Origin of the sequence: Pseudooceanicola nanhaiensis (assembly GCF_020171315.1) — a bacterium.
Classification (GTDB): Bacteria; Pseudomonadota; Alphaproteobacteria; order Rhodobacterales; family Rhodobacteraceae; genus Pseudooceanicola; species Pseudooceanicola nanhaiensis_A.
Genome location: NZ_JAIUZP010000004.1, coordinates 280,665 through 296,356, shown reverse-complemented (window position 1 = coordinate 296,356; position 15,692 = coordinate 280,665). Strand labels below are relative to the sequence as shown.

At 66.6% G+C, this 15,692-nt stretch carries 10 protein-coding genes and 1 tRNA gene; 5 read left to right on the top strand and 6 right to left on the bottom strand.

The genetic code is table 11. The features are described from left to right. The first annotated feature begins 15 nt into the window (after positions 1–15). Positions 16–3,129: an efflux RND transporter permease subunit gene (locus LCM32_RS06305; protein ID WP_224820207.1), complete on the top strand. Its 3,114-nt coding sequence runs from the start codon at positions 16–18 to the stop codon at positions 3,127–3,129. Between the two features lie 816 nt (positions 3,130–3,945). Next, entirely contained in the window at positions 3,946–5,802 is a 1,857-nt protein-coding gene (locus LCM32_RS21950; RefSeq protein ID WP_263618106.1) for a Hint domain-containing protein, read from the top strand. A gap of 199 nt (positions 5,803–6,001) precedes the next feature. On the opposite strand, the gene LCM32_RS06285 is transcribed toward LCM32_RS21950, so the two are convergent. From LCM32_RS06285 to LCM32_RS06275, 3 genes are all read right to left on the bottom strand, one after another. Continuing rightward, complete coding sequence (locus LCM32_RS06285) at positions 6,002–6,472, bottom strand: DUF1203 domain-containing protein (protein ID WP_224820206.1); 471 nt, start codon at positions 6,470–6,472, stop codon at positions 6,002–6,004. A 98-nt stretch (positions 6,473–6,570) separates the two neighbouring features. Next, complete coding sequence (locus LCM32_RS06280) at positions 6,571–6,960, bottom strand: nuclear transport factor 2 family protein (protein ID WP_224820205.1); 390 nt, start codon at positions 6,958–6,960, stop codon at positions 6,571–6,573. Positions 6,961–7,026: 66 nt separating this feature from the next. Then, a complete protein-coding gene (locus tag LCM32_RS06275; RefSeq protein ID WP_224820204.1) occupies positions 7,027–7,623 on the bottom strand; it encodes an NTP transferase domain-containing protein in 597 nt (198 codons plus the stop codon). 189 nt (positions 7,624–7,812) lie between these two features. On the opposite strand from LCM32_RS06275, the gene LCM32_RS06270 reads away from it, so the two are divergent. Next, entirely contained in the window at positions 7,813–9,036 is a 1,224-nt protein-coding gene (locus LCM32_RS06270) for a DUF2254 domain-containing protein (protein ID WP_224820203.1), read from the top strand. A gap of 191 nt (positions 9,037–9,227) precedes the next feature. On the opposite strand, the gene LCM32_RS06265 is transcribed toward LCM32_RS06270, so the two are convergent. Further along, entirely contained in the window at positions 9,228–10,448 is a 1,221-nt protein-coding gene (locus tag LCM32_RS06265; protein ID WP_224820202.1) for a glycosyl transferase, read from the bottom strand. Between the two features lie 45 nt (positions 10,449–10,493). Then, positions 10,494–11,270: an HAD-IIB family hydrolase gene (locus LCM32_RS06260; protein ID WP_224820201.1), complete on the bottom strand. Its 777-nt coding sequence runs from the start codon at positions 11,268–11,270 to the stop codon at positions 10,494–10,496. 46 nt (positions 11,271–11,316) lie between these two features. Here LCM32_RS06260 and LCM32_RS06255 point away from each other — a divergent pair. After that, a tRNA-Val gene (locus LCM32_RS06255) sits at positions 11,317–11,392 on the top strand. A 58-nt stretch (positions 11,393–11,450) separates the two neighbouring features. Here LCM32_RS06255 and LCM32_RS06250 read toward each other — a convergent pair. Continuing rightward, positions 11,451–12,632 (bottom strand): GAK system CofD-like protein, encoded by a 1,182-nt coding sequence (locus LCM32_RS06250; protein ID WP_224820200.1) that lies wholly within the window; start codon positions 12,630–12,632, stop codon positions 11,451–11,453. 304 nt (positions 12,633–12,936) lie between these two features. On the opposite strand from LCM32_RS06250, the gene LCM32_RS06245 reads away from it, so the two are divergent. Then, positions 12,937–15,690, top strand: coding sequence for a calcium-binding protein (locus tag LCM32_RS06245; RefSeq protein ID WP_224820199.1), 2,754 nt, complete (start codon positions 12,937–12,939; stop codon positions 15,688–15,690). Positions 15,691–15,692: the final 2 nt, after the last annotated feature.

Genomic DNA, 15,692 nt, shown 5'->3' with positions numbered 1-15,692 from the left:
ACAGAAAGCTCCCCAATGGCACGTTTCTTCATCGACAGGCCGGTCTTTGCCTGGGTGATCTCGATCATCATCATGGGCATCGGCTACCTGGCCGTCACGACGCTTCCCGTCGCGCAATATCCGCAGATCGCACCGCCCTCGGTGCGGATCACCGCCTCCTATCCCGGCGCCTCGGCGCAGACCGTGGCCAATACCGTCACCCAGCTCATCGAACAGCAGATGACCGGGCTCGACGGGTTGCGCTACATGAACTCCAGCTCGACCTCGGCGGGCTCTGCGACGATCACCCTGACCTTCGAAACCGGGACCGACCCGGACATCGCGCAGGTGCAGGTGCAGAACAAGCTCTCCACCGCCACGGCGCTGCTGCCCGACGCGGTGCAGCGCAACGGGGTCCGGGTGGCCAAGGCCTCGCAGGGCTTCCTGATGGTGATCGGCCTGATCTCGGACGATCCGACCTTCACCCAGGTTGACCTCTCCGACTACCTGAACTCCAACCTCGTCGATACGTTCAGCCGGATCGAAGGCGTGGGCGGCGTGCAGGTCTTTGGCGCGCAATACGCCATGCGGATCTGGCTCGACCCGTCCAAGCTGGCGGCCTACGAACTGACGCCCTCCGACGTGGTCAGCGCCGTTTCGGCACAGAACGCCCAGATCTCGGCCGGCGCCTTCGGGACGCTGCCCGCCATCGAAGGCCAGCAGCTGAACGCGACGATCACGGCGCAGTCGCTGCTGAACACCCCCGAGGAGTTCGAGCAGATCGTGCTGCGCGCGGAAACCGACGGCGGCCTCGTGCTGCTGAAGGACGTCTCGCGCATCGAGATCGGCGCACAGGACTATCAGGCGATCGCGACCTACAACGGCAGCCCGGCCTCGGGCATGGCGATCCAGCTGGCCTCGGGCGCGAACGCGCTGGAGACTTCCGAACGGGTCCGCCATCAGATCGAGGAAATGGCCGCCTACTTCCCCGACGGGGTGCACTACGTCATTCCCTATGACACCACGCCCTTCGTCGAGATCTCGATCCACGAGGTGCAGAAGACCCTCGTCGAGGCGATCATCCTCGTCTTCCTCGTGATGCTGCTCTTCCTGCAGAACATCCGGGCGACGCTGATCCCGACGCTGGCCGTGCCGGTCGTCATCCTCGGCACCTTCGGCATCCTCGCGGCCTTCGGCTTCACCATCAACACGCTGACCATGCTGGCCATGGTGCTGGCCATCGGCCTGCTGGTGGATGACGCCATCGTCGTGGTGGAAAACGTCGAGCGGATCATGGAAGAGGAGGGGCTGCCCCCGCGCGAGGCGACCCGGAAGTCCATGGGCCAGATCACCGGCGCCCTGATCGGGATCGCGCTGGTCCTCTCGGCGGTCTTCGTGCCGATGGCCTTCTTCGGTGGCTCCACCGGGGTGATCTACCAGCAGTTCTCGATCACCATCGTCTCGGCCATGGCGCTGTCGGTGCTGGTGGCGCTGACCCTGACGCCGGCACTCTGTGCCACGCTGCTGAAGGAAAAGGCCGTGCACCACACCCGCAAGGGGCCGGGCGCATGGTTCAACAAGGGCTTCAACGGGCTGACTGGCGGCTATGGCGGGACGGTCGGCTTCATGATCCGCCGTCCGCTGCGCATCCTCGTGATCTATCTGGCACTGGGTGCCGGGGCAGGTTGGATGTTCACCAACACCCCGACCGGCTTCCTCCCGGACGAGGATCAGGGCGTGCTGATGACCATCGTTCAGGCCCCCACCGGTGCCACCGCCGCGCGGACCCAGAAGGTCATCGACACGGTTGTGTCCCACTATCGCGAGAACGAGGCCGAGAACGTCGAGGCCGTCTTCGGCGTCGTGGGCTTCAGCTTCGGCGGGTCGGGCCAGAACATGGGCCTCTCCTTCGTGCGGCTGAAGGACTGGAGCGAGCGCCCGCGCCTCGACCAGTCGGTGCAGGCCATCGCAGGGCGGGCCTTCGGTCCCTTCTCGCAGATCAAGGACGCCATGGTCTTCCCGATCGTGCCGCCTGCCGTGACCGAACTGGGCAACGTCTCGGGCTTTGACTTCTACCTGCAGGCGCAGGCCGGTCAGACCCACGAACAGCTGCTTGCCGCGCGCAACCAGCTGCTCGGGATGGCCTCGCAGAGCCCGCTGATCGCCTCCGTCCGGCCCTCGGGGCTGGAGGACGCGGCGCAGTTCAACCTCGACATCGACTGGCAGGCCGCCGGCGCGATGGGGCTGACCCCGGCAGAGGTGGGCGATACGCTCTCCATCGCCTGGGCCGGGTCCTACGTGAACGACTTCATCGACCGGGGCCGGATCAAGCGGGTCTACGTGCAGGGGGAACCGGAAAGCCGGGCCACGCCCTCTGACCTGGCCAAGTGGCGGGTCCGCAATGCCTCAGGTGGGCTGGTGCCCTTTGCCAACTTCACCACCGCGGACTGGAAGTACGGTCCGCAGGGCCTGATCCGCTACAACGGGATCCCCTCGATGCAGATCCAGGGCTCTCCGGCGGCCGGTGTCGCCACCGGCGACGCCATGGCCGAGATCGAGCGCATCGCCTCCCAGCTCCCGCCGGGCTTCAACATCGCCTGGACCGGCCTCTCGCTGGAGGAACAGGAAAGCGGCGGCCAGGCGGGCCTGCTCTATGCGCTCTCGCTGGCGGCGGTCTTCCTCTGCCTTGCGGCGCTCTATGAGAGCTGGTCGATCCCCTTCGCGGTGATGCTGGCCATGCCGCTGGGTGTGCTGGGCGCGCTTGGCGGGGCCTGGGTCGGTGGCTTCGTCAACGGGGTCTTCTTCCAGGTGGGCCTGCTGACCGTCATCGGCCTGACCGGCAAGAACGCCATCCTGATCGTGGAATTCGCCCGCGAGAGGATGGAGGCCGGCGAGGAACTGCTGGAGGCCACCAAGCACGCGGCCAAGATGCGCTTCCGTCCGATCGTCATGACCTCCATGGCCTTCGGCCTGGGCGTGCTGCCGCTGGTGCTGTCCTCCGGGGCAGGGGCGGGGGGCCGTCAGGCGATTGGCTACGGTGTCCTTGGCGGGACCATCGCGGCCACCGTGCTGGGCGTGCTCTTCGTGCCGCTCTTCTACGTTGTGGTGATCAAGGTCACCGGCATGTTCCGGCGCAAGAAGGCCGCCTGAGCCGGACATGAGGCCCAAAAACCGAACGGGAAGGCCCGGTGGAGCGATCCGCCGGGCCTTCTGCCATTTGGGGCAGATCAAGGCAGCGGGGGTGCTCTGGGGCAATGATGCCGTGTTCTTGCCTCTTTTCGCCCTTCCGGGTTCCGATTCGGGGACGATTCGAAGGGCGAATTGTGGCAAGCCTCGGCTATTCGGAACCAATGCACTTTGCTCCGCTGGATTGGTTCTCAAGGTTGAACGGGCGCAACGTCAACTTCTTCCCAATTGTGGAAAAAAGTTGCCGATATCGGCCGTGAGGCACCGTTTCCACAGGGCTTACAATGGCACCGTCTGCGTTCGCGCATAGGCAGTGTATATGCTCAAGTATTAACGAAAATCCCTGATTTCCCCGCGTCGGTCGTTCGCTAAAACGGAAACAAGCACACCTATGAGTTGTGTTTTTTCGTCCAATTCTGCCCGCTGGACGCCGTCTCGCTGCCGCATTTCGGACGAATTTCGCTTTGTTTGAGGCAAATGCGTCGTTATCAAGGTCTTGCCCGACTGGGGGGCACAAGACTGCTGGCCATGGGGCGGCCACCGTTACACCACAGGCATCCGTAGGATGTGCTGCCAGTTCCGAAACTGGTCAACCGATACGGGGGTATCGGGACGATCGGTTGCTGCCTGCCCGAACCTGCTGCGGTTCGGCCCCGGATCGGATCACAAGCACTCCTCAAACGCCAGGTGAAGCGGGATTAACAGGTCCGGCAAGTTTGCGCCGGGGTCGCTGCAAACGGACCAACTGCCGGTCCGCATGGCCTTTGAGGGTGAAAAGAAATGACGATCTATACTTCCAATTGCGGCTGCATTACGCCGACTGACTCCGACACCACTGGCTCGAAAACCGGGGACGGCATCGTCTCGGGCAACAACGAAGCCAACCGTATCGACCTCGCCTATACCGGTGATCCCGAAGGCGACATGATCGACAACGATGACGCGATCCTCCCCGGTGAGGAAGGCGACGACGACATCGTCGTGGCCGGCGGCGGCAACGACACGATCTACACCGGCGAAGGCAACGACGAGGTGTACGGCGGCGGTGGCGATGATTTCATCAACGTCGGCTACGGCGACAACCTGGTCTACGCGGATTCGAACTACGATCCCGAGACCGGCGAGCCCGTCGATGCCCGCGAAGTCTTCCAGTGGAGCCTGACGCCGGACACCACCGGCGACGGCGAGCTGTCCCAGTACGAAGACACGCCCACGACCTTCACCCAGAACACCGGTTCGGTGAACGTCACCTTCACCATTTCCAGCTCCAACCTCACCCCGATCACCCAGTTCGACGGCAACGAACAGCTGACCGACGGCATCGAGGATGACGGTTCGGACGTGGACAGCCATTCCTCGCTGGCCTCCTGGGTCCAGGAGAACGGTGAATCCGCGACCTACGAGTGGGACTTCGACGAGGAAGTCACCGACGTGTCGTTCCGGATCAACGACATCGACTACGACTCGAACGTCGTGATCTGCGCCTACGACGCGGACGGCAACTTCATCGACGTGACCCTCGATGCGGGCGACTCGACCATCGTCAACGGCTCCTCGGTCTCGGCTGACGACTCGATCACCGATCCCACCGACGTCAGCACCTCCGTGCTGGTCTCGATCGAGGGCCCGGTTTCGAAGATCGTCATCTGCCACACGCAGGACGGCGATCACTCCTCCGAGGTCAACGTCACCGACATCTACTTCGACGTGCCCGATGGGAACGACACGCTGCTCGGCGGCACCGGCAATGACACGCTCTACGGCGAAGGCGGCGACGACGTCTTCTACTCGAGCGACGGCAACGACGAGATGTACGGCGGCGACAACGACCGCGACGTCTTCAAGGGCGCAACCGCGGGCGATTTCATCGACGGCGGTTCGGGCGACGAGGTCGACTACGACACGCTCGACCTGCGCGGCTCGGCCCCCGATGGCGGCAGCCTGAAGGTCATCTACTCGGACACCAACCCCGAGGACGGCACCGTCGAATTCTACGACGCTGACGATGAGCTGACCGGCACCGCGACCTTCGAGGACATCGAGAACGTCATCCCCTGCTTCACCCCCGGCACCCTGATCGCCACGCCCAAGGGCGAGCGTCTGGTCGAGGAACTGCGCGCAGGCGACCGGATCATCACCCGCGACAACGGCATCCAGGAAATTCGCTGGACCGGTGCCCGCCAGATGTCCGCACAGGAACTCGCCCGTGCATCGCACCTGCGTCCGGTCCTGATCCAGAAGGGCTCGCTCGGCTACGGCCTGCCCGAGCGTGACATGCTGGTCTCGCCGAACCACCGCGTTCTGGTGAACAACGACAAGACCGCGCTCTACTTCGAAGAGCGTGAGGTCCTCGTTGCCGCCAAGCACCTTGTGGGTCTCAAGGGCATCGACACCGTCGATACCATGGGCACCACCTACATCCACTTCATGTTCGACCGCCACGAAGTTGTGCTCTCGGACGGGTCGTGGACCGAAAGCTTCCAGCCCGGTCACCAGACCCTGGACGGCCTCGGCAACGCACAGCGCAACGAGATCTTCGAACTCTTCCCCGAACTGAAGGAAGAGGAAGGCGTCTCGAACTACGCGGCAGCCCGCCGCACGCTGAAGCGCCACGAAGCCGCCCTGCTGGCCAAGTAAGCCATTCCCAGACAAAGGCCCTCCGACGCGTCCCCCGGCGCGTCGGTGCGCCACGGAATATGCAGCTCATTCGCGGACGCTTCACCCTGTCTGCGGATGGTCAGGGAAAGGGAGGGCAACCTCCCTTTCCCAGGCTTACCCCCACGATGCGCCGCCCGACCGGGCCGGCGTTTTTTTCGTTTCAGGGGGGCGCGTCGGTTCAGGCGGCGTGGCTGACGCTGGCGGCGAAACAGCCCGCCCCGGCGAAATGCAGGTGGGCATAGCGCACCTCCGGCTCGGCCATGCCGCGGGTCAGCGCCCTTGCGAGGCGCGATCCCTCGACCACCTCGGCGCCGCACATCAGGTCATCCTCGTCGAAATACCGGACCGAGATCAGCCGCCGCAGCAGCACCTCCGGCACCTCGCCCGGTTCGGGATGGGCCTGTGTCGCGCCCTCGCGGACATAGATCGCGTGGCGGGACTGGTAGGGGCTGTCGACGGGCAGGTGGGTGTAGTTGAGCAGCAGCACGGTTTCACCGGGCGCGGCATCGGCCAGGCTCACACGGCAGGGGGCGCCGGGCTGGGCCGTCACGATGCGGCGCAGGGCGTTGCGCCCGGCCAGTTCGTCCTCCGACAGGGCAAAGAGCGGCGCGAAGGGTTCCGGGGACAGGGCATGGATGCGGAAGGTCATGGGAGGCTCCTCTGTTGGACCGCCCCCAGCATGGCCTGCGGGCCCGTGCCCTGCCGACCCGGTTCCTGCGCATTCGGTTCCGGCGGACGGCGCGCGTGTCAGTCGGACTCGAGGATGCGGATGATCCGGTCCCGGCGCAGCCGGAAGAGCGCGGAGCCCGCCCGGTCCCGCCCGCGGCCTGCGCCGCGCGGACCCGTGGCAGGTGCCATGGGGGCGGCGTCGGGAACTGTCGCGCGGCGCAGGCGCAGCGCGGTGGTGTCGCCGACGGTAATGGCCTGTGTCACGCACAACGGATGATGCGGGAAACCCGGTGCGGCCGCTCGGGCGAGGCTTTCGAACTCGTCCCGGTTCACCGCCTCGGCGGTGATCTCTCCGTCGCGGATGGCCTGGTAGAGCGCATCCTGCGCCAGCTGGGTCAGCATGCCGTCAACGTCTCCTGCGTTGTAGGCTTCTATGTAGGCCGCGACGGGGGCTGGAAGGCGGGGCATGGCGTCTCCTCTCGCGTCTGCTCTGCGGGAGCATAGGGGCGGGATGTGACGCTGATGTGAGACGGATCATGCGCCCCCGGCGGCGCGCCAGTCGGCCCAGGCCTCGGGCGTGTCGAGGTCGGTCAGCGCATGGGCGCCGGGCAGGGGGATCAGCCGGGGCGGATGGGCCTTGAGCACCGCGCGCCCGCCCTGATCGCCGGTAAGGCGCAGCAGGTCGGGGAAAAGGGCGCGGGGGAAGAGCACCGGATGCCCGGGCCTCTCGCCGGAAGCGCCGCGCGCCGTCTCGCCCGGGGCCGCGGCATGGGCCGCGAGGAGCGTGGCGAAATCCGCCTGCGTCAGCTCTGGCATGTCGCCGGGGGTGACAAGGACGGCGGGCGTCTCATCGGGCAGGGCGAGGAGACCGGCGCGGAGCGAGGCGGCCATGCCCTCGGCAGCATCGGGCACCGGGACAAGCGTCACGGGCGTGGTCGCAAGCGCCTGCGCGCGGGGATGCGCCAGCCCGGGCAGGGCGACGAAGACCGGCGCGCCGGTGGCCGCGGCCCGGGCCGCCAGCGTCGCGATCAGCGGTCCGCCCGCGACCTCCTGCATCAGCTTGTCCGCGCCCCGCATCCGGGACGAGGATCCGGCGGCGAGGATCAGGATGGCGGGCAGGGGCTGTGTCATGGGCGAAGATAACCACGGCCCCGCGACGCTGACCAGATGTCCCGCACGGCAGGACTTTCTATCAGGGCCAGCTTGAGGGGCTTTCACCCGCGGCCGGGGTCTCGCCGCCGGGCCGGGACGCGCTAGATATGGCGCAGACGAATGCGCCCGGTCCAACCGGGCCGGAAGACGGAACGGAGACGACCCCGCATGATCCCAACGCTGCTGCGCCGCCTGCGCGATACTTCGCGGCTCCTCTATGTGCGTGTCCTGCTGATCGCCCTGCTGGCCATCGTGGCGATCGGGCTGGCCAAGATATTCGGCCGGCTGATCCCGCCGGGGCTGGAGGGGCTGGTGGGGGCCGACACGGTGGACCAGCTGCTGCGCATCATCGCGGACAGCATGCTGGCGGTGACGACATTCTCCCTCGGCGTCATGGCGGCCACCCACCGGGCCGTCAGCAGCACATGGACCCCGCGCGCGCATCAGATCCTGTTGCAGGACACGACCACGCACACGGTGCTGGCCACCTTCGTCGGGGCCTATCTCTACGCGCTGCTCGCGATCATCCTGCGCGACACGGAAGTGTTCCGCGCGCAGGAACTCGTCGTGCTCTTCGGGGTGACCTGCTTCGTGCTGCTGCTGATCATCGTGGCGATCATCCGCTGGATTTCCCATCTTGAAGTCCTCGGCAGCCTGATCGAGACCGCCTCGCGGGTCGAGGACCAGACCGCCATCGCCTTCGACATGCGCTGCGAACATGCGGCGCTTGGCTGTCATCCCCTGCGGGAGGCCCCGCCCGAAGACACCCATGCGGTGCGCGCCCGCGACACCGGTTTCGTCCAGCAGATCTTTCAGGACGTGCTGCAGGACGCGGCCGAGACCGCCGATGCCAAGGTCTGGCTGCTGATCCCCGTGGGCCGCTTCGTGCACCGGGGCGAGGTGCTGGCCCGCATCTCGCGCGCGGACGAGACGCTGGAGGAGGCGGTGCATCGCAACATCTCCATCGGGAGCCTGCGCAACTTCACGCAGGATCCGCATTTCGGCCTGCTCTGCCTGTCCGAGATCGGGCAGCGCGCCCTGTCGCCCGGGGTGAATGACCCGGGCACCGCCATCGACATCACCGGGCGGATCGCCCGCATCCTGATGCGTCAGGACCGCCCGATGGACCCCGGCGAGGTGCTGCATGACCGGCTCTGGGTGCCGCCCCTGGACCGCGCCGCGCTGATCACCGACACGCTGGAGCCGCTGGCGCGCGACGGGGCGGGGCAGGTGGAGGTGGGCCTTGCCCTGCGCCGCAGCCTGACGGCGCTGCGATCCCATCCCGACCCGGTGATCGCCGAGACCGCGGCCGCCGTCGCCATCCGCGCGCTGGACCGCGCGAAGGCGGCCATGACCCATCCCCACGATCTGGAGCGTCTGACGGCGCTCTGACAGGGCCGCGGCGCTGCCCGTTTTCTGCGAAGAAAACGGGCCGGAAAATGCGCATGTTCCGGGGCAGCCACCGGGCCGGTCCGCAAGAGAAAACCGCGCCCCTTCCGGGACGCGGCAAGAGTGATGCGGCAAAATTCTTCGAAGAATTTTGACAAGAATTTTCGAAAATTCTTGCCCGCCCTGCTCGGGCGTTATTGGTAGTCGGAGAGGTCCTTGGCCACCGCCTGCAACATGTCGGTCATCAGGTCGGGATCGGCGGAATGGACGCGGTTCCACGTCGGGATGAAGGGTGTCTCCGCCGGGTTTTCGAGGAAGGTGTGACCGGCCTCGATGATGTTCTCTGCGAACATCTCGATCGCGGCCTCTTCCTGGTGCCGGTCGACGTAGAGCCCGTTGGTCTTGGCATCGTTGTAGTAGCTGTCGAGCAGGTCCAGCGCCGAGCGGTAGTAGGTCGCCTTGAGCGTGCGGAAGACCTCCTCGGTGAAGACCGTGCCATCGGCGGCCAGCTTGCGGAACACCGCCTTGCAGATGTCGATGGACATGCGGCTGAGGCCCTGGGTCTTGTCCTCCGGGCTCAGCTCCTGGTGCTTGTGGTCATAGGCGTCCGAGATCTCGACCTGGCAGACCGACTTGGGCGCGAGGTTGCGCCAGGCCTCCGACAGCACGCCGATCTCCAGCCCCCAGTCCGAGGGGATGCGCAGGTCCGGCAGCACCGTGGTGCGCATCGCCATCTCGCCGGAGAGCGGATAGCGGAAGGCGCGCAGGTAATCGAGGTAATCCCGGTCGCCCACCACGCGCTTGAGCGCGATGAGCAGGGGCGAGACCAGCATCCGGCTGACCCGGCCATTGATCTTGCCGCTGCCGATACGGGGATAATAGCCCTTGGCCAGCTGGTAGGGGAAATTCGGGTTCGCCACCGGGTAGACGAGACGCGCCAGCATCTCCTTGTCGTAGGTGACGATGTCGCAATCGTGGATCGCCACCACCGCGCTGTCGGCGCAGGCGATGAGGAAGCCGAGGCAGGACCAGACGTTCTTGCCCTTGCCGGGCTCTGCCGGCGCCAGGCCGAGGCCCTCCAGCCGGGCCTGGATTTCCAGCATCCGCGGGCTGTCGTTCCAGATCACCACGTGGTTCTGCGGCAGGACCGAGAAGAATTCCCGCGCGTGGCGGTATTGCGCCTCATCCGCCCGGTCGAGGCCGATGACGATCCGGTGGAGGTAGGGCACCTCGGCCAGTTCCTTGAGGATGTTGGGCAGCGCCTCGCCCTCAAGCTCGGAATAGAGCGAGGGCAGGATGAGGCTGATCTTGCGCGTGGCGGCGAAGGTTTCCAGCTCCCGCGTCATATCCGCGGTGGAGCGTGTCCGAAGGTTGTGAATCGTTGCGATATTGCCGTTCTGGTGAAAGTCCGCCACCCGAGTTCCCCTGTCATTCTGGCCGCGGTGCCGGCCGTGTTCTTGTTATCCCACCTCAGAAACTAGCTTCAGGATCATCTCGTTCCAACCCGCGGGGCCGATTTTTGTGCTGCGGCGGATCCGCCCCTCGGCCTCGCCCTCGAGGGCGGGCAGGGGTTTGGCGTGATCGTTCGCAATGACAATGCCGATATCAGCCGTCTGCAACATTTCCACGTCATTGGGCGCATCGCCAAGCGCCACGGTCCGGCATCCGGGCCAGGCGGCGGCGGCCTCGGCCATCCGGTCGGCCTTGGTGCCGCCAAGCGACAGCGTCAGGAACCGTCCGCCGCGCCGGGAGGCCACGCCGAGCGCCTCCAGCGCCGCGACGAAGGCCGCTTCCTCGGCCTCGGTCCCGTCAAAGACGCCGGGCTCGGAAAAGGCGCGGATACGGGCGAGGCGGGCGTTCTCGGCCGGAAGGCCGGTCACCTGGGCCACCTCGGCGTCGGTCCAATCCCCGAAACCGGTGAACCGGGCCCGCATCTCGGGCGCCAGCTGATCGAGCCGCGCGCGCAATTCGCGGTAGACCGGCCCCGGTTCCTGCGGATCGGCGCCCGGTGCCAGCAACCCCGCGCCGTTTTCCGCGATGGCAGGGCACCAGGCGCGCCCGAGTTCGGCCCGCAGCGGCGCGATTTCCGCGGCGGTCTTGGATGAGGCGAGGATCACCGGCACCCCGAGCGCTTCGAGGGCGTCGAGTGCAGGCCGGGCGGCCTCCCAGGAATAGCTCTCGTGGTCCAGAAGCGTGCCGTCGAGGTCGGTGAAGACGATGAAGGGGGGCAGGGTCATTTCGGCTCTTGCCTCTCCCACCCGGCGTTGCTACATCGGCGGTCCCGGGTGATTAGCTCAGTTGGTAGAGCGCTTCGTTTACACCGAAGATGTCGGGAGTTCGAGTCTCTCATCACCCACCATTCCCCCTGACAATCCACGTACCATCCTGCCATCGCTCGCGCTTGCAGGCGCGCGCGATTACGCCAGCGAGACGAGCGCCTCCGCGACCTTCACGGGATCGTACTTGGGCGCGGCCTCCTGGCGCAGGTCGATGCGGTGACAGGGCAGGCCGTGGCGCGCTTCGACCTCGGCGCAGCTGTCCTGCGCGACGGAGCTGTCGCAGAGCACATGGGTCAGGAGCCGCCGCGCACCTGTGCCCGGACCACAGTCCGCCTGCAGCGGGGCCAGCAGCGCCCCCACCTGATCGGCCAGCGAATGGCCGAGCGCCTCGGGATCGGTGCCGAGGCTGGGCAGGTAGACCTTCGGCACCCGCCGCGCGGCGATGGTCCGACCGACACCCGCCGGAAGCAGGTTGGCCACGACGCTGGAATAGAGGCTGCCGGGCGGGTAGCAGATGACGTCCGCCTGGGTGATGAACCGGCGGTTCCGCTTTGGCAGGGTGATCTGCCCCGGGGCGATCTCGGCCTCTCCGTCGCTGAGGAAGCAGCGCGTGACGGGGCTGTCGAGCGCCGGGCCCTCCTTGCCGCTGATCAGACGCTGGCCGATGATCCGGCGTCCGTCCTGCAGCGTGACCCCCAGTTGCAGCGTGTCGTCCACGACGGCACGCACGGTCCCGCGCACATCCACCATCTTGGACATCAGGAAGAGCACCGGCTCCAGCTTGCGCCCGTTGCTGAGATAGCCGCCCGCGAGGATCAGGTTGCCGATGCTGGCGTTGCGATAGTCGAACCCCTCGGGCGCGGCGGCGAGGAGGTGGCGCAACTGGGTCCGGATCAGCGACCGCATCGGCTGTGCCACGGCGGCGATCAGCGGGTGCTGGCCCGTGGCGATCCGCTCCACCTCGGCGCGCAGCGCCTCCGGCGCGCCCTCCCGGGGCAGGCGATAGCTGAAGAGCGCGTAGATGTCCGGCTGTCCCAGCACGGTTTCATCGGCAAGCGCCATCAGCCGGCTGCGCAGGTCGCCCACGGCGGGCATGTCGAAGGCCTGACGCAGGACCTGCGAACTGCCGCCGCTGTCGAAGGGCGTGATCAGGTGCACGGAGTTGAACGTATAGGTCTTCAGCTGCCGCGAGATGCCGTTCAGCGCGCTGCCGCCGCTGAAGAACAGGATCCGCGGACCCAGATGGGGCGCACTGCGCGCCCGCGCCACCCTCAGGTCGTCGGGAAGGGTGATCTGCCGCTCGATCCGGATTTCTGTCATGTCCCGCTTCTTGGCTTGCGTCCTGCGGGCGTTCTGCCACCCGCGAGACTGTCGGTCTCGAAGTGTCCGTGCCTGCGGGGGCAAGTCAAGCGCAGACGGGGCGGCGGCGGGGCCTGGCGGGGCCCAGCGAGGGACGTGTCCGCAGGACACCACAGTCCGGCCCCCCAGAACTGGGCGGTTGACACATGCGGCAGCGATCGGCCAGATCACCGTCCGGGCAGGTTTTTGAACCTGTTAACTTTTTTGTTTGCGTGAACGTTTTTCAAGCCCGATCGGGCACAAGGAAATAGAGGGGGGGGAGCTGATGGCGAGCTTCAACGGAAACCAGTTTGCGAATCTGATCAACGGAACCGCATTCGATGACGAGATCTGGGGCAACGGCGGCGCCGACACCCTGAACGGCAACGCCGGCAACGACACGATCTACGGCGGCGACGGGAATGACCTGATCTCGGGCGGAAGCGGGGACGATGTCCTCTACGGCGAGGACGGCCTGGATACGCTGAATGGCGGCGCAGGCGACGATCTCTTCTATGTCAGCACCTTCGGTTCGCGGGATGTCTACATCGGCGGCGACGGGCAGGACACGCTTCAGAGCAACGGCTACGATTTCCAGGAACTGATCCTCGATGCCGCGAAGTCCGTCGAAGTGCTGGACATGACCTTCGGGCTCTATGGCACCTACGGCGATGACATCTTCGACCTCTCCGGGGTGACCTCGTTCATCAGCGCGGGCGGCATCTACCTCGGGGACGGGGACGACAGCTTCATCGGCTCGGCGCTCGGCGATTCCGTCGACGGTGGCCTGGGCTACGACACGCTGCTCGGCGGGCTTGGCAACGACACGCTGAGCGGTGGCGACGGAAACGACTTCCTCGATGGCGGCGCAGGGGACGATCTCTTCTACAGCAACGCCTTCGACAGCCGGGATACCTTCCTCGGCGGGGAGGGGACCGATACGCTTCAGGCCAACGGCTACAGCTTTGCAGAGCTCATCCTCGACGAGGACGCCTCGATCGAAGTGCTCGACATGGCCGGCTGGGGTATCAGCGGCACCAGCGAGGCGAATACCTTCGACCTCTCGGGCGTCTTGCAGATCACGAACGGCTACTGGGTCGACATGGGGGATGGCGACGACAGCTTCATCGGCACCCAGACCGGGGATTCGGTCGACGGGGGCTATGGCAAAGACACGCTCTTCGGTGGCGCCGGCGACGACACGATGGATGGTGGCACCGGCAACGACTACCTCGACGGGGGCGCGGGCGACGACCTCTTCTACTTGTCCAGCTTCAACGGGGCCGACACCTATCGCGGCGGCGCGGGCACCGACACGCTGCAGACCTGGGGCTACACCACCTCGCGTCTCATCCTCGATGCGGCAGCCTCTGTCGAAGTGCTCGACATGAGCTATGGGCTCTCCGGGACTTCGGAGGCGGATATCTTCGACCTCTCCGGGGTCAGCAGCGTCATCGGGACGACCGCGATTGACCTCTACGCGGGCGCCGACAGCTTCACCGGGTCGAGCTTCGGGGATTCGGTCAACGGCTGGGAAGGCCACGACACGCTCATCGGTCTGGGCGGTAACGACAGCCTGCGCGGTGAAGCCGGCAATGACGTGCTGGACGGCGGCAACGGCAATGATACGCTCTCGGGCGGAGAGGGCAGCAACCTCTTCCTTGGCGGCGCGGGCAACGACCTCTTCCTCGCGGGCAGCTACTCCGGTCAGGACACCTTCGTCGGGGGGGCGGGGACCGACCGCGTGCAAATCTACCTCGGCACTGCAAACTCGCTGATCCTCGATGCGGCAGCATCGGTCGAGCAGCTGGACATGTGGTGGGGCATCTTTGGCACCGAGGCGGCGAACACCTTCGACCTCAGCGGGGTGAGCGAGTATTTCAATACCTCGACCATCTGGCTGATGGGCGGCAACGATGCCTTCACCGGCTCGGACCTGGCGGATTCTGTCGCTGGCGACAGCGGCAGCGATACGCTGATCGGTGGCGGCGGTGACGACTCGCTGCGGGGCGACGACGGGGCCGATTTCATCGCGGGCAACGCGGGCGTCGACACGCTGGACGGCGGCAATGGGATCGACACGGTCGATTACTCCGACGAGACCGGCGGCGGGTTCTTCAACCTCGTCAGTGGCGTGGTGGAGCTTTCCACCGGCGGCGGCATCGTCACCGAAAGCGCCACGAACTTCGAGAACCTTCTGGCCACCTCGGGCAACGACACGATCTTCGGCACCACCGGTCACAACGTGATCGCCGGCGGCGCCGGGGATGACGAGATCGCCGGGCGCGCGGGCAATGACTCGCTGGACGGCGCCCTCGGCGATGACAGCCTAGCCGGCGGGGCCGGGAACGACACGCTGATCGGCGGCTCGGGCGACGACACCCTCGAGGGGGGCGACGACCGCGACCTGCTCATCGGGGGCAACGACACCGACCGCCTCTTTGGCGGGGCCGGGGCCGATACGCTGCTTGGCGAGGCCGGGAAGGACTGGATCTACGGCGGTGACGGCGACGACAGCGCCGAGGGCGGCTATGCCAACGACAAGCTCTTCGGCGAGGACGGCGACGACGTGCTCTCCGGCGACGGCAACGACGACACGGTCGATGGCGGCCTCGGGGCGGATACGGTTCTGGGCGGTGACGGCAACGACCTCGTGCGCGGCGGCGCCGGCTTTGGCTGGGACCTCGTGGAGGGCGGCGCGGGCGATGACCGGCTGGTCGGCGGCGCGGGCAAGGACACGATGATCGGCGGCGCTGGAGACGACAAGCTCAACGGCGGCGGTGCGGCGGATCTCTTCATCTTCGCGGATGGGTTCGGCAACGACACGCTGGTGAACTTCGACAGCCTCGACGAGGAGCAGATCGACCTCTCCGACGTGACGGAGATCGAGAGCTTCGCGGACCTGCTGGCCAATCACCTGAGCGATGTGGGCGGCAACGCCCTGATCTCGGCCGGGGCCGACAGCATCCTGCTGGCCGGGGTCGCGGTGTCCGACATCGGCGTCGGGCTGGCCTATTCGGCGGATGATTTCCTCTTCTGATC

Bases quoted from the DNA above. Each gene is read 5' to 3' on its own strand.
- LCM32_RS06305 (WP_224820207.1), top strand. From the start codon at position 16: ATGGCACGTTTCTTCATCGACAGGCCGGTCTTTGCCTGGGTGATCTCG.
- LCM32_RS21950 (WP_263618106.1), top strand. From the start codon at position 3,946: ATGACGATCTATACTTCCAATTGCGGCTGCATTACGCCGACTGACTCC.
- LCM32_RS06285 (WP_224820206.1), bottom strand. From the start codon at position 6,472: ATGACCTTCCGCATCCATGCCCTGTCCCCGGAACCCTTCGCGCCGCTC.
- LCM32_RS06280 (WP_224820205.1), bottom strand. From the start codon at position 6,960: ATGCCCCGCCTTCCAGCCCCCGTCGCGGCCTACATAGAAGCCTACAAC.
- LCM32_RS06275 (WP_224820204.1), bottom strand. From the start codon at position 7,623: ATGACACAGCCCCTGCCCGCCATCCTGATCCTCGCCGCCGGATCCTCG.
- LCM32_RS06270 (WP_224820203.1), top strand. From the start codon at position 7,813: ATGATCCCAACGCTGCTGCGCCGCCTGCGCGATACTTCGCGGCTCCTC.
- LCM32_RS06260 (WP_224820201.1), bottom strand. From the start codon at position 11,270: ATGACCCTGCCCCCCTTCATCGTCTTCACCGACCTCGACGGCACGCTT.
- LCM32_RS06250 (WP_224820200.1), bottom strand. From the start codon at position 12,632: ATGACAGAAATCCGGATCGAGCGGCAGATCACCCTTCCCGACGACCTG.
- LCM32_RS06245 (WP_224820199.1), top strand. From the start codon at position 12,937: ATGGCGAGCTTCAACGGAAACCAGTTTGCGAATCTGATCAACGGAACC.